Source organism: Actinoplanes italicus (assembly GCF_003001815.1).
Classification (GTDB): domain Bacteria; phylum Actinomycetota; class Actinomycetes; order Mycobacteriales; family Micromonosporaceae; genus Actinoplanes; species Actinoplanes italicus.
Window position 1 is genome coordinate 100,822 of sequence record NZ_PVMZ01000005.1, and the last position, 13,898, is coordinate 114,719.

The 13,898-nt window shown below is 71.7% G+C and carries 11 protein-coding genes; 8 read left to right on the forward strand and 3 right to left on the reverse strand.

The window, feature by feature from the left end; translation table 11 throughout:
- Positions 1–4: 4 nt before the first annotated feature.
- Positions 5–727 (reverse strand): MFS transporter, encoded by a 723-nt coding sequence (locus CLV67_RS14330; protein WP_146169126.1) that lies wholly within the window; start codon positions 725–727, stop codon positions 5–7.
- A gap of 5 nt (positions 728–732) precedes the next feature.
- On the reverse strand, positions 733–2,151 hold the full coding sequence (locus CLV67_RS14335; RefSeq protein WP_106319075.1) for an NAD(P)-binding domain-containing protein: 1,419 nt from the start codon (positions 2,149–2,151) through the stop codon (positions 733–735).
- Positions 2,152–2,245: 94 nt separating this feature from the next.
- On the opposite strand from CLV67_RS14335, the gene CLV67_RS14340 reads away from it, so the two are divergent.
- Positions 2,246–2,632: an ArsR/SmtB family transcription factor gene (locus tag CLV67_RS14340; protein WP_106318420.1), complete on the forward strand. Its 387-nt coding sequence runs from the start codon at positions 2,246–2,248 to the stop codon at positions 2,630–2,632.
- Here CLV67_RS14340 and CLV67_RS14345 read toward each other — a convergent pair.
- Positions 2,571–4,151 carry a helix-turn-helix transcriptional regulator gene (locus CLV67_RS14345; protein WP_203737007.1) on the reverse strand — a complete coding sequence of 527 codons (1,581 nt, stop codon included), beginning with the start codon at positions 4,149–4,151 and terminating at the stop codon, positions 2,571–2,573. The two genes, CLV67_RS14340 and CLV67_RS14345, sit on opposite strands and share 62 nt — an antisense overlap.
- A gap of 125 nt (positions 4,152–4,276) precedes the next feature.
- Here CLV67_RS14345 and CLV67_RS14350 point away from each other — a divergent pair, with 125 nt between their 5' ends.
- From CLV67_RS14350 to CLV67_RS14380, 7 genes are read left to right on the forward strand one after another with little or no spacing between them, the layout of a single operon-like run.
- Complete coding sequence (locus tag CLV67_RS14350; protein ID WP_106318422.1) at positions 4,277–6,121, forward strand: siderophore-interacting protein; 1,845 nt, start codon at positions 4,277–4,279, stop codon at positions 6,119–6,121.
- 41 nt (positions 6,122–6,162) lie between these two features.
- Positions 6,163–7,155, forward strand: coding sequence for an ABC transporter substrate-binding protein (locus CLV67_RS14355; RefSeq protein ID WP_106318424.1), 993 nt, complete (start codon positions 6,163–6,165; stop codon positions 7,153–7,155).
- Positions 7,152–8,195, forward strand: a complete 1,044-nt coding sequence (locus CLV67_RS14360; RefSeq protein WP_239166216.1) for a FecCD family ABC transporter permease — start codon at positions 7,152–7,154, stop codon at positions 8,193–8,195. The genes CLV67_RS14355 and CLV67_RS14360 overlap by 4 nt, the downstream gene beginning before the upstream one ends.
- Positions 8,192–9,262, forward strand: a complete 1,071-nt coding sequence (locus CLV67_RS14365) for a FecCD family ABC transporter permease (protein ID WP_106318426.1) — start codon at positions 8,192–8,194, stop codon at positions 9,260–9,262. Before CLV67_RS14360 ends, CLV67_RS14365 begins: the two co-directional genes overlap by 4 nt.
- Positions 9,259–10,443, forward strand: a complete 1,185-nt coding sequence (locus tag CLV67_RS14370; protein WP_106318428.1) for an alpha/beta hydrolase — start codon at positions 9,259–9,261, stop codon at positions 10,441–10,443. The genes CLV67_RS14365 and CLV67_RS14370 overlap by 4 nt, the downstream gene beginning before the upstream one ends.
- A 53-nt stretch (positions 10,444–10,496) precedes the next feature.
- Positions 10,497–12,134, forward strand: a complete 1,638-nt coding sequence (locus CLV67_RS14375) for an ABC transporter ATP-binding protein (RefSeq protein WP_106318430.1) — start codon at positions 10,497–10,499, stop codon at positions 12,132–12,134.
- Positions 12,131–13,873, forward strand: coding sequence for an ABC transporter ATP-binding protein (locus tag CLV67_RS14380; RefSeq protein ID WP_106318432.1), 1,743 nt, complete (start codon positions 12,131–12,133; stop codon positions 13,871–13,873). The genes CLV67_RS14375 and CLV67_RS14380 overlap by 4 nt, the downstream gene beginning before the upstream one ends.
- Positions 13,874–13,898: the final 25 nt, after the last annotated feature.

The following is a 13,898-nucleotide window of genomic DNA, read 5'->3' on the forward strand; positions in this document are numbered from 1 at the left end:
CGCCTCACCCGGTGGTGCCGTGCACGCTGCCCGCATCCGCCGTCGGCGGGCTGGACGGTGGCGGCTCGTCCGCGCGAGCCAGGATGGCCGTAGCGGCGATCAGGGCGGCGACGCCGACGGCCGGCATGACGGCCAGGTACCCGCTGGACGTCGCGAGCAGCCCGGCGGCGGCTGACGGCGCGCCCGCCCTGGCGAGGGTGACCAGTGCGGCCAGGGTTCCGGCGATCCCGGCGTACGCCGTGGTGCCGTAGCGGTCCGCCAGCAACTGCGGGGTGGCAAGGCTCGCGATGCCGGAACCTAGTCCGAACAGCACCACGGCCAGGATGGCGCCCGGGCGGTTCCCGGCCATGACCGGCAGGAGGAACGCGGCGATCGCCTGCACGGCGAAGATCGCGGCGACGGCTCGGTGCAGGCGCATGCGGCGGCCGGCGGCCGTGAGCAGCAGCCGACCGGTGACCGACAGGACACCGGGCAGCCCGGCCACCGTGGCGGCGAAGGTCGCCGGGTGGCCCCGGCTGGTGAGGAAGCCGACCAGGTGCACGGTCAGGATCGCCGTGGTCAGTGCGCCGGTGACCGCGGCCGGTGAGGTACGCAGATCGGCGGCGACCGGGTGCAGGAGCACAGCGAAGGCGTAGTAGAGAACGCCGTACCCCATCGTCTGCGTGGTCGCGAAAGTCGCGACGATCCGCCGGCCACGAACCGCGGCCGGCGAACTCGGAACACCCATCGGTTTCAGCAGCAGGACCCCGCCTGCTCGCCGCCCGGCTTCTCGCCGAGGGTGATCAGCTGGACCGGGGAGGTCAGCAGGCCACCGGCGATTCCGGTCGCAAGGCCGCGGCCGGCGGGCTCGATCGTGGCCGGGGCGGCTGCACCGCAGCAGCCGCCGCCCGCGGTGACGGTGTCGGCGTCGACGATCGGATCGCTGTTGCAGACGCCGGTCTCCGGCAGGTCGAGCCGGACATCGCGGGCCGCCTCCCAGTCGCCGGCCAGGGCGGCGGCCACCGAGCGGGCCTGCTCGTAGCCGGTGGCGAGCAGGAACGTCGGCGCGCGGCCGTAACTCTTGACGCCGATGGCGTAGTAGCCGGGCTCGGGGTGGGCGAGTTCGTCGACGCCGTGCGGCGGGACCGTGCCGCAGGAGTGCTCGTTCGGGTCGATCAGCGGCGCCAGGGCCCGGGTGGAGCCGAGGATCGGGTCGAGGTCGAGACGCAGCTCGCCGGTGATGGTGTGGTCGGGCCGGAAGCCGGTGGCCGAGACGATCCGGTCGGCGGTGACGGTGCGTTCGCCGTCGGACACCCGCACCGCGTCGCCGTCGACGGTGACCCGCTGAGCCAGGAACCGGGTGAGCAGGGTGACGGCGCCGCGCTCGACGGCCTGGCGCAGGCGGGTGCCGAGGGCGCCGCGCTCGGGCAGGGCGTCGGCGCTCTGTCCGCCGTAGGTGCGGGTCGGGGCGCCGGCACGGACGGCCCAGGTCACCTCGGTACCGGGTACCTGTTCGGCGAGGGCGGCCAGAGCCAGGATGGTGTTGGCCGCCGAGTGCCCGGCGCCCACCACGAGGACGCGGCGGCCGGCGAATCGGTCACGGTCGCGGCCCAGGACGTCCGGAAGAGCACTCTCGAGGTACGCCGCCGCGCCGTCCTCGCCGTGGGCGGGGATGCCGTACGCGCCGAGCACGTTGGGGGTGCCCCAGGTGCCGGAGGCGTCGATGACCGCGCGGGCGTGGATGTCGGTGCCGTCGGCCAGCCGGACCAGGAACGGCGTGTCGTCGCGCCCGGCGCTGCGTACCCGGTCCAGGCCGAGGCGGGTGACCGCGGCGACCCGGGCGCGGTACCGGATGTGCGGCTTGAGGTCGGGCAGGTCTGCGAGCGGCTGCAGGTAGTCGGCGGCGAGGTCGGCGCCGGTGGGCAGCCTGTCGTCGTCGGGACGCACCCAGCCGGCGTCGCCGAGCAGGCGGGCGGCGGCCGGGTCGATGTTGTAGCGCCACGGCGAGAACAGCCGCACGTGACCCCATCGGCGGACGGCGTCGGCTGGTCCGTCACCTGCCTCGAGGACCTGGAAGGGCAGGCCGCGCTCGACGAGGTGCGCGGCGGCGGCGAGACCGACCGGCCCGGCCCCGATGACCACCACGGGAAGGTTGGAGAGCTGGTTGACCATGAGCGACACCGCTTTCGGTTTCGACAACTGTCGGATTCGATGGTTCTCGAAACCGAGACTTGCACGCGGATTCGATCGTTGTCAAACTCGACCCATGTCGAAACCGGCCGCCCCCACCGCGCCCTGCTGTCCACCGATGACGCAGCAGCGCCTCGACTCCACCGCGGCGGTGAACCTCTCAGCCGCCTTCAAGGCCCTGGGCGATCCGGTCCGCCTCCAGCTGATGTCGATGATCGCCTCGGCGCCCGGCGGGGAGATCTGCGTCTGCGACCTCACCCCCGCCTTCGACGTGTCCGGCTCGACCATCTCCCACCACCTGAAGACACTGCGCGAGGCCGGCCTGGTCGACGCCGAACGCCGCGCGAGCTGGGTCTATTACCGGCCCCGCCCCGACCTGATGCGGCAACTCGCCGTCCTGCTCACCCCCGACGCGGAGCCTTCTCCCGATAGTCGCGCGGGGAAAGGCCGTGGAAACGGGTGAAGGCGGTGCTGAACGCCGGCAGATGGGCGTAACCGACACGGCGGGCCACGGTGCCGGGCTTGGCACCACCGGCCAGCAGGTCGCGAGCGATGCGCATGCGGGCGGCGTAGCGCCAGCGGGCGAAGGTCATGCCGGTCTCGTCACGGAAGGCCTGACGCACCTCGGCGAGGACGTCGAACGCGGCCGATTCATGCGACACGTCGATATGGCGCAGGTAGTCCATCGCGACCGCGCGTGCACGCGGATCGGTGGGCATCGGCACCGACAGCGCCCGTTGCGTAGCGACCTGTTCGGCGAACAGGTCGAGGATGTGCCGGGGATCGTAGTCGTCGGGGTGCAGTCCCGACCGGGCGCTGATGGAGCAGTGCATCAGGTAGTCGTCCCAGGCGGGTGGGAACCGCACCTGCAGCGGCTCGGTCAGCTGGAGGTCGGCGGTGCCGGCGTTGCCGAGGGGCAGTGAGATGGAGTTCGCGCGCAGACCGGTGACGTGCTGCAGGCCCGCGGGGATCCACGTCGCGACGCCGCGGTGCCGCTCGTAACGGCTCTCGCCGATGTCAAGGTATCCGTTGCCGCGGTACATCCAGGTCAGGACGTGCATGTCGTTGGCGTGCGGTGAGGTGCGGGCGGCGGGCAGCAGATCGGACGCGGTGGCGAACGCACCGTCGCCGCGCACCATGCGCATGAGCTCATCGGTCTGACGCGCCAGCGTGGCGCGCGGCGTCAGGTCGGCACGCACGGAACCGGCGGCGAGCTTCCTGCCGAAGTCGTGGGGCGTCAGCCCGTACTGCTGCTTGAACGCGCGGGTGAAGCCGTTGCGGCTGGCGAAGCCCACGCGCGCGGCCGCCTGGTCGACGTCGTATCCCGCCACCAGGAGCTCGACGGCCGCGATCAGCCGGTTACGCAGCCGCCACTGCTCGAAGGTGAGCCCGGTGCCGGCGAGGAAGTCCCGGCGCAGGGTCCGCGGGCTGGACAGCGCCTTGCTCGCCCACTGCTCGACGGTGAGGTCGATCGCGGGATCGCGGAGCAGCTGCTCGGCCACCTCCCTGGCACCGGTGGCTCTCGGCATCTCCGGCAGCGCGACGGCACTCTCGCTCGGTGCGGTGCCGGGCGGGCGCCCTCGAAGCAGGAGATCGGTGATCGCGTCCGGGAGGCACCCGTGCCCGTCCAGCGGGGTGACCTGCAGGTTGAAGTGCTGGATCAGCCAGTCCTGCCAGCCGTCGGGCACCTCGAACCGGGTGGTCTCCGGCGGCCCGTCCGCACCGGGGTGGAGCCACAGGGGGAAGGCGACCGTGCCGGGCTCGGTGATGATCGCGCGGTGGTCCCACCCGGCCGCCGGAATCCAGGTGCCCTGCCCGGCGGTGAGGTGGAACACCGCGTCGCCGTCGATGCGGACGTGTGCCGTGCCGGTGCGGACCCAGATCAGCAGCGGGCGGCGGGGATGCCCCGTCGAGTCCGACCGCATCACCGGAATGAGCGGAGGGTCGCTCGCGTCGGCGGGGAACAGGGACGAGGGCGCCACGCCATAAACATTACGGCAGTCTGCGCACACCATTGCATGTAAGGCTTGCCTAACCTTACCTTTGCTCCGCCGCTCCGGTGGTGTGGTGCCGACTCTGCCGTACGACCAGAAGGGCTGTCCTCAGCATGCCGAAGACCTCACGCCGGCTCACCGTGCATCCCGTGACCCTGCGCGAGGTCGAGGTGCTGCGAGTGGTGGACCTGACGCCGGGGTTGCGCCGCATCACACTGGGCGGGGAGCAGCTGCGCGCGTTCACGTCAGCCGGCGGCTTCCCGCAGCCCGCCTTCGACTCGCCCGGTTTCGACGACGACATCCGCCTGGTGTTCCGCTACCCCGGCCACGCCGAGCCGGTGCTGCCGGTGCAGAAGGAGCGGGGCGTGGACCTGCCGAGGAACCCCCGGCCCCTGTCGAAGGCCTACACGGTCCGCCGCTGGGACGCCGAGGCCGGCGAGCTGGACGTGGACTTCGTCAAGCACGGCATCGGCGTGGGCACCACCTGGGCCTACCGCACGCGACCGGGCGACCGGATCCACTTCTACGGCCCGAGCACGTCACGCACGTTCCCGGTGGACGCGGACTGGCTGCTGATCGCCGGCGACGACACCGCGCTTCCCGCCATCGCCCGGCTGCTGGACGAACTGCCCGAGCACACGCGGGCCCGGGTGTTCGTCGAGGCCTCCCACCGGCTGGAGTTGCGCACGCCACCGGGGGTCGAGGTGACCTGGCTGGCACCCGCGGACACCGGGACGGCCCTGCTCGACGCGGTCCGCGACAGCGCCTGGTGGGACGGCCGACCGTTCGCGTGGCTCGCCGGGGAGCACACGGCCGTCCGAGATCTGCGCCGCCACCTGGTCGAGGACCGCGGGGTGCCGAAGGAGGACATCGACTTCACCGGGTACTGGCGTCGCGGCGAGGTCGTCGCCCTGGAGACCGACGCGGCGGTTCCCGACCCGGAGAAGTCGGCCACGCCGTTCGAGCGGCTCAACGCCATGGCCGAGCTGATCGCACCGCTGGCGCTACGCACCGCCGTCGAACTGGACGTGCCCGAGCTGATCTCCCGCGGAGTCACCGGCGTGACCGACCTGGCCGCCAGGACCGGCTGCGACGAACGGGCACTGGGCAAACTGCTGCGCTACCTGCACACCCTGGACGTCCTGGCCGCGACCGGACCCGGCCACTACCGGCTGACACCGGTGGGTGAGGTCCTGACACTCGAGTTCATCGCCGACAGGCTGCACCCCGCCGGGGTGGTGGGCCGCGAGATGCTCGGCATCGCCGGACTGACCCAGTCGATCCGCACCGGCCGGCCGTCGTACGCCTCGGTCACCGGCCGCACCTTCACCGAGGTGCGCGCCGAGCAGGATTACGAGGACCGCTACCTGGAACGCCTGGCGAAATTCCAGGCCGCGCTGGCCGAGCCGATCGCCAAGTCCGGCATCCTCGACGGCGTCGAGCACCTGGTGCTGCACTCCGGCGGCGCCGGCGCCCAGGCCCGGGAGTTCCTCGCCGTCCACCTCGGCCTGCGCATCACGGTCTGCGCCCTGCCCGCCCAGGCCGACTGGCTGCGCCGCGACCTGCCCGACACGATCCCCGACGACCGGCAGCGCGCACGGGTCAGCGTGGTCGAGCAGTCCGTCTTCGAGCCCAGTCCGGCCGCGGACGCCGTCTTCATCATCCGCGCCTTCAAGTCCCTGCCCGACGCCGATGCCGCCCATGCCCTGCGCCGAGCCGCCGAGCGCCTCCGTCCCGGCGGCCGCGTGCTGCTGGTCGAGGAGACCTTCGACGTCGACGCCCTGGACGAGCACGACGGCGAGGCGGATCTGCTCGGCCTCACGGTGCACGGCTCCGGCCTGCGTACCGCCGCCGAGCTCGACGCGGTCATCACCCGGGCCGGGCTCACCCGCAGCGCGACGCACACCGTCGGCTGGGGCACCGCCGTGCACGAGCTGGCGCCCGCCGCCACCCGCTGACTCCCCTTCGTACAACCAAGAAGAGAAAGAAGAACACGACCATGAACCGAAATTCTTCGAGACGACGCGGTACGGCCATCGCCGCCGCCCTTCTGAGCACCACCCTTGTCCTCACCGCCTGTGGCGGCGACAGCGAGGAGACCGCCGACACGGCTGCGGCTCCCCAGACACGCAGTGTCACGGGCGGCAACGGCACGATCCAGGTGCCCGCCGACCCGCAGCGCGTCGTCACGATCGGCAACACGACCCTTCCGTTCATCGACATGGGCGGCAAGCCGGTGGGCGTCACCGAGGTCGGCGCCTCCGAACTCGCCCTCATCCCCACGGACCAGAAGGCCACGTTCGACGCGGCCACCAATCTCGGCTCCAGCGGCGATCAGGTCGACATGGAGAAGCTCGCCGGCCTGAAGCCGGACCTCATCCTGGCCCAGCTCCCCGCCAGCGAGTTCGAGGGGATCAAGAAGCAGCTGGAGGCGGTCGCCCCGACGGTCTTCTGGGGGCTCGACGTCGAGTGGAAGGCCCTCGCCGACGGCGTCTCCCAGGCCGGCGACGTCACGGACGGGCTCGGCGAGCAGAAGGCGAAGTTCCAGGAGAAGATCGCCAAGATCCAGCAGACGTACAGCGCGATCATCGGCGGCACCAAGTTCGTCAATGTCGATCGCTGGGAGAGCTCCGACCCCGGGACGTTCTCCGTCGCGGACTTCGGTTGCGTCGAGATCGCCCAGGACGACCTCGGCATGAACTTCCCCAAGGCGGCCGCCGGTGAAGACCCCCTGGGCTGGACGTCCCTGCCGTACGAGCAGATCGCGGGGCTGTCCAAGTACGACGTGATCACCTACCCCGTCGACGCCGCGGGACAGCCGAAGGTGTCCTTCGCGCCGGTGGTCGCGACCAACACCTGGAAGGCCCTGCCCGCCGTGAACTCCGGTCGCGCGCTCGGAGTCTTCTGCCCCGGCAACAACTCCTACGGGCCCGTCCTGCAGTACCTGGACTCGCTCGACACCGCTCTGGCCACCCTGCCCGCCAAGCAGTGACGACTCTCGCCCAGCGCCACGACGGTCCGGGCACCGCGACGGTGCCCGGACCGCGTCGGCGCCTGACCGGGCTGGTCGTGGCGCTCGCGACGCTGCTGATCCTGCTGGTGCTGAGCGTGATGATCGGGTCGACGGCGATCGCACCGTCGGTGGTGTGGGACGCCCTGTCGAATCCCTCCGCCGACATCGACCAGTTCGCGATCCGTGACTACCGGCTGCCGCGCACCGTCGTCGGCCTCGTCGTGGGCGCGGCGCTCGGTGTGGCGGGCGCGTTGATCCAGGCGCTGACCCGCAACCCGCTGGCCGATCCGGGCATCTTCGGTGTCCAGGCGGGCGCCTCCTTCGCGGTGACGGTCGCCGTGGGGCTGCTCGGCGTCCGCGGCATCGGTGGCTACATGTGGTTCGCCTTCGCCGGGGCGCTGATCGTCACCCTCATGGTGCTCGCCCTCGGGTCGACCCGGCAGGGGCAGTCGCCGGTGGTCATGGTGCTCGCCGGGGTCTGTGTCAGCGCGGTGCTCGGAGGCGCCGGGTCGGCGCTCGAACTGACCAACCCCGACGCGTTCGACGCCATGCGGTCCTGGAATGCCGGTTCGATCGTCGGCCGGCCACTCGATCTGGTCTGGCCGATCCTGCCGTTCCTCGTGGTGGCGCTCGTCCTCGCCCTGGCGGTGTCCGGTTCGCTCAACGCCATGGCTCTGGGCGACGACCTGGCGGCCGCCCAGGGTGTCCGGCTGACCCGTACCCGCGTCCTCGCGATCATCGCGCTCACCCTGCTCGCCGGCGGAGCGACGGCGATCGCCGGGCCCATCGGCTTCGTCGGTCTCATGGTGCCGCACGTGGCGCGCTGGATCGCCGGCCCGCATCAGAGCTGGATCTTCGCCTACAGCGTCCTGCTGGCCCCGATCCTGCTGCTGGCCTCCGACATCCTCGGGCGCGTCCTCATGCGCCCGAGCGAGATCCCCGTCGGCGTCGTCACCGCGTTCGTCGGCGCCCCCGTCCTCGTCGCCCTGGTGCGGCGCAAGAACGCGAGCGCGCTATGACGCGTTCCCGGTTGCCCGGAGGGGAACGGATCGGCTCCGGGAGGCGGGCGCTGGTGCTGCGGCGCCGGAGGTTCGCGGTACGGCTCGAGTGGCGCCCGGTCGTCGTCTGTGCCGTTCTCGCGCTGGCGATCGCGGGCATGGCGGTGCTCGCGCTGATGACCGGCTCGTACCGGATCGGAGCCGGGCAGGTGGTCTCCGCGCTGACCGGCGGCGAGACCGGGCTCGTCCACGACATCGTGGTGGAGTGGCGGCTGCCCCGGGTGACCGCGACGGTGGTGTTCGGTGCCGCGCTGGGTGTGAGCGGTGCGGTGTTCCAGTCGCTGTTGCGCAACCCGCTCGCCGACCCCGGCATCATCGGGTTCTCCCAGGGCTCCTACACGGGCGCGCTGATCGTGATCCTGGTCGTCAACGGCACCTACCTGCAGCTGGTCGGCGGGGCGCTGCTGGGCGGGATGGCCACCGCCGTCGCCGTGTACCTGCTCGCCCACCGGCGAGGGGTGCAGGGATTCCGGCTGATCGTCGTCGGCATCGGCCTGTCGGCGATCCTGCGCTCGCTGAACACGTGGCTGATCCTCGAAGCCGATCTCGAGGTGGCGATCGCCGCCGCCGCGTGGGAGGCCGGCTCTCTCAACGGGGTCTCGTGGAATCAGGTGCTCATCGGCGGTGCCTGCATCACCATGCTGCTACTGCTGGCGGGCATGTTGAGCCGGCCGATGCGACAGCTGGAACTGGGTGACGACGCGGCCGCCTCCCAAGGGGTGCGGGTCGCCCCGGCCCGCCTGGCCCTGATCGTCGTCGGGGTCGCGCTGACCGCGACCGTGACGGCGGCATCGGGGCCGATCGCGTTCATCTCACTGGTCGCCCCGCAGATCGCCCGCCGGATCGCCCGCACCGCGGGGATCACACTCGCACCCGCCGCCTTCGTCGGCGCCCTGCTGTGCCTGACCGCGGACTACATCGCCCAGCACATCGCACCCACTCCCCTGCCGGTGGGGATCATCACCGTCATCCTCGGCGGCGGCTATCTCGGCTGGCTGCTGTTCACCGAAGCCCGGAGACGCCTGTGAGCAACCCGTTCGTCCAGAAGCTGTCCACCGGCGAGTGGAGTCCGGAGAGGTTCAGACGGCACCTCGCCGAGACGGGCGCTCCGCTCGTCGAGCGGGTCCTCGCGGATGAGGTCGAGGTGACGTTCGTCGACGAGCCCGGGGACGACACGACGGTCACCCTCTCGGTCGTCATCGGCCCCACCATCGGCCTCAACCGGATCGACACGCAGTTCACGCCGGTACCCGGGACACCGTTTCGTTCGCTCACCCTGCGGATGCGGTCCGATCTGCGTTTCTCGTACGTCTTCACCCGGGGTGGGCAACAGGTGCCGGACCCGTTCAACCCGCCACCGCGGTTCTCCGAGTGCTCTGTCGAGAGGTTCTCCGGGGCCTCGGTGGCGGTGCTGCCCGACGCGGTGCCGCTGCCCTGGCTGGATCAGGCCGAGGCACAGCCGGCCCCCGCGATGGAGTCCGCCGTGCTGGCCAGCGGGCTCCTGGGGAACGAACGCCGGATCTGGGTCTCGATGCCTCCCGGAGAGCTCCCGGACGGCACCGCACTGCCCTTCGTGATCCATCTGGACGGTACGCCGGAGCACAGCGCGCCGAGCGTCCGTGACGCCCTTGTCCGGGCGGGACTGATCCGGCCCTGCGTGGTGGTCCTCGTCGATCAGCTCGGATCGCAGCGCTACAAGGAGCTGCTCTGCGATCCGGTGTTCTCCCGGATGCTGGCCGAAGAGCTGGTGCCCTGGCTCCACGACAGGTATCCGCTCTCCCGCGATCCCGGCGACGTGGCGCTGGCCGGCGAGAGCTTCGGCGGCCTGTGCGCCGGGTGGACGGCGCTCCATCACCCGGCGACGTTCGGCAATGCCATCCTCCAGTCCCCGTCGTGCGGGTATCACCCCGGCCTCAGGTGGGGCACCGGAGCAGGTGAACTGCTACGCCGTACCCCCGTGCCGATGTTGATCGCCGACTGTCTGGCCGCGGAACCGGCACCGGTCCGTGTCTTCCACGACGCCGGCGAGCTGGAGAGCTCGAACACCCACAGCCGCTGGCTGGACCACGTGCTCACGCAGAAGGGCTACGACACCGTCTACCGGGAGTTCGCCGGCGGACACGACTACGCATGGTGGCGAGGACTGTTCGCCGATGCCCTGCGCTGGTGCTTCCCGTCCACGGTGGAAGCCGGAGCCACCAAACATTGAGAAGCACCGATCCGAGTGGGCTGGGGCGCGGGCCGCTGACGAGGTGGCTGCCGGTGCTGTGGCAGGCGACGGCCGAGCCGCCTGACGTCCGGCCGTTCGAGGCGAGTGCGGGTGACGGCCCGGGCCGGTTCGTGGCGCGCGTCATCTTCTCGCGGCCTCGGGTAACGGTCCCCGCGATGCTGCTGGCGATCGTGTGGCAGGTGGGCGAGTCGGCGGTCCCGGTGGTGATGGGCGTCGCGATCGACCGGGCGCTGGCGACGGGGGACGCCGGGCAGCTGGCGACGTGGATCGGTGTGCTGGTGGCGCTGTATGTCGCGCTGACGGGAGCGGCCAGGCTCACCAATCGTCTCAACGCCCGGGCGATCCAGTTGTTGCAGCACCGGCTGCGGGTCACCCTCTCGACCGGTGTGCTGCATCCCGGCGACGGTCTGGCGCGGGCACCGGACGGCGGAGTGGTGTCGGTCATGACCAACGACGTCGCACGCCTGGCCAACGCCGGCCTGCTCGTCGTCCTGCCGATCGCGAGGATCGCCGCCATCGGGTTCATCGGCGCATCGTTGCTGGTCACGCACTGGCCGCTGGGAGTGGTGGCGCTCCTCGGCGCGCCCGTGGCGGTCTGGTCGATGGGCATGCTCAGCGGACGGCTCTCCCGCGACACCCGCGAATACCAGGATCTCCTCGCCGGAACCGTGGGACGGGCCGCGGATCTGGTCGCCGGCTACCGGGTGATCAAGGGCGTACGCGCCGAGGCCGAGGCGACCAGGCGGTACAGGCAGGCCAGCCGGGAGACGCTCGCGGGCGCCGAGCGCAACGCCGGTCTGCTCGGCAGGTTCCTCATGGCCTCCGGCATGGTGAACGGTGTGTTCGTCGCCGCGGTGACGGGCCTGGCGGGCTGGTTCACGGTGAAGGGCCAGCTGAGCATCGGCGGGCTCATCACCACGGTCGGCCTCATCCAGGCGCTGCTGCCGCAGATGCAGGCGATCGCGAGCGTGTCCATCCCCAACCTCGCGAACTCCCGCGCGTCGGCCGCACGCATCCGCGACGCACTGCGCGGCACCGGCAGCACCGAGAGGGCCACATCGACGCCGGAGGTCTCCCCGGTGCCGGTGCTGGACGTGTCCGTGCCCGGCGCGTCGATCCGGGTGAAGCCCGGCGAGCTGGTCGGGGTACGCGCCGACGACCGGACCGCCGCCCATGTCGCCGACGCACTGCTGAACCCGCGGGCCGGCAACATCATCGAGGTACGCCTCGACGAACGACCGGCGCACGAGCTCACCTCACCGCAGTACCGCACCCTCGTCACCGTGGCACCCCACCGGGTGACGTTGTTCAGCGGAACCGTTCGCGACAACCTCGCCCCGTCCGCGAGTACTCCGGAGCTGCTGGAGGCGGCGGTCAAGGCAGCGGCCTGTGAGGACTTCGCCGCCGACCTGGACGGCCCGGTCGGCGAGGGCGGCAACCGCCTCTCCGGCGGCCAGCGTCAACGAGTCGCGCTCGCCAGAGCCCTGTCCACCGGCGCGCCGCTGCTGGTGCTGCACGACCCGACCACCGCGGTCGACCCGGTGACCGAGCAGAGGATCGCCGAGCGCCTGCGGGGCGTCCGCGCGAATCGGTCGACCCTGCTGCTCACCTCGTCCCCGGCGCTGCTCGGCTGCTGCGACCGCGTCGTCGACCTACCGGCGGCATCATGACCGGGACACACGCGGCCGCCGACGACGCGCTGCCGGTCGCGAACGGCCGTAAGACGGCCGGGGAGGTCTGGCGCCTCAGCCGCGGCCACCGGCTCCGCCTCGCCGTCGTCGCGATCCTCGGGATCGTGAGCACCACCGTCGACCTGATCCCGCCGGTGGCCATCGGGTTCTTCATCGACCGGGTACGGACAGGCACCGCCGGCCTCGGCACCGTGCTGACCGTCACGGCCGCCATGGCACTCTCGGCGGCCCTCGGCGCGGCGGGTACCGCCGTGACGATCGTGCTCGCCACCCGCGCCTATCACGCCATCCTCGCGGCGCTCCGCGAAGAGCTGGTCGCCCGCGCCCTGACGCTGCCGCAGCACACCGTGGAGCGGGCCGGCACCGGAGATCTGATCTCGCGGTCCAGTGACGACGTGACCGCCGTGGCCGATGCCGCGCCCGCGGTGATTCCCGTGGTGACCGTCACCGCGTTCACCATCGTCGTGTCGCTGGGCGGGCTGGCCGCGCTGGAATGGCCCTACGCGGTCGCGCTGGCCGTCGTGCTGCCCGTCCACGTGTTCGCGATGCGGTGGTATCTGCGCACCGGCCCCCGGGTGTACCGGGCCGAGCGGGCGGCGATGAGCGCCCGTGCCCAGCAGATCGTCGAATCTCAGCGCGGCCATGCGACCGTCCTCGGCTTCGGACTCGGCGAACAGCGTCACCGCACCGTGATGACCGCCTCCTGGGCCGTCGCGGTGCAGGCGCTGCGCGCGCGCACCGTGCAGAGCATGCTCAACGCCCGCCTCAACCTCGGCGAATGCCTGAGCCTGACCGCCGTCCTCGTGACCGGCTTCGTCCTGATCGGCCACGGAGCCTCGACCGTCGGTGGCGCGACCACCGCCATGCTGCTCGTGCTGCGCCTGCTCGGCCCGGTCAACCAGCTGATGTTCGTGATCGACACCCTCCAGTCCGCGCTCGCGTCACTGAACCGCATGATCGGCGTCACCACCATCGCCGTTGCCGACACCGCGGACGAGCCGCCGGCACCACGGGACCCCGCCCATGCAGTCCGGCTCGAGGACGTCACGTTCGGCTACGGGACCGGTCCTCGTGTGCTCGAGGGCATCACCCTCGACATCCCCACCGGGCAGCGCGTCGCCGTCGTCGGCGCGTCCGGTGCGGGCAAGAGCACCCTGGCGTCCGTGATCGCCGGCATCCACCCGCCCGGCACCGGAACAGTGGCCCGCCCCGCCAGCACCGTGGTGATCACCCAGGAGATCCACGTATTCGCCGGGACCCTGCGTGACAACCTCACCCTCGCCGCCCCCGACGCGACCGACGACCAGCTGCGCGCCGCTCTCGACACCACCGGCGCGGCCGGACTGCTGGATCTGCTGCCGGACGGCCTCGACGCGGTGATCGGCGTCGGCGGGCATCCCCTCACCGACGCCCAGGCACAACAGCTCGCCCTCGCCCGCCTGCTGCTCACCGACCCCGACCTCGCGATCCTCGACGAGGCGACCGCCGAGGCCGGCTCCACACAGTCGGGGCTGCTCGACCGCGCGGCCGATGCGGCACTCGCCGGCCGTACCGGCCTGGTGATCGCCCACCGGCTCACCCAGGCCGCCGCATGCGACCGGATCGTGGTGATGGAGCACGGCCGCATCACCGAGAGCGGGACGCACTCCGGCCTGATCGCCGCCGGCGGTGTCTACGCCGCGCTGTGGTCGGCGTGGGAGGCAGGACAGGGCACTTGACCTTCGAACATGACTCAGTGATTAT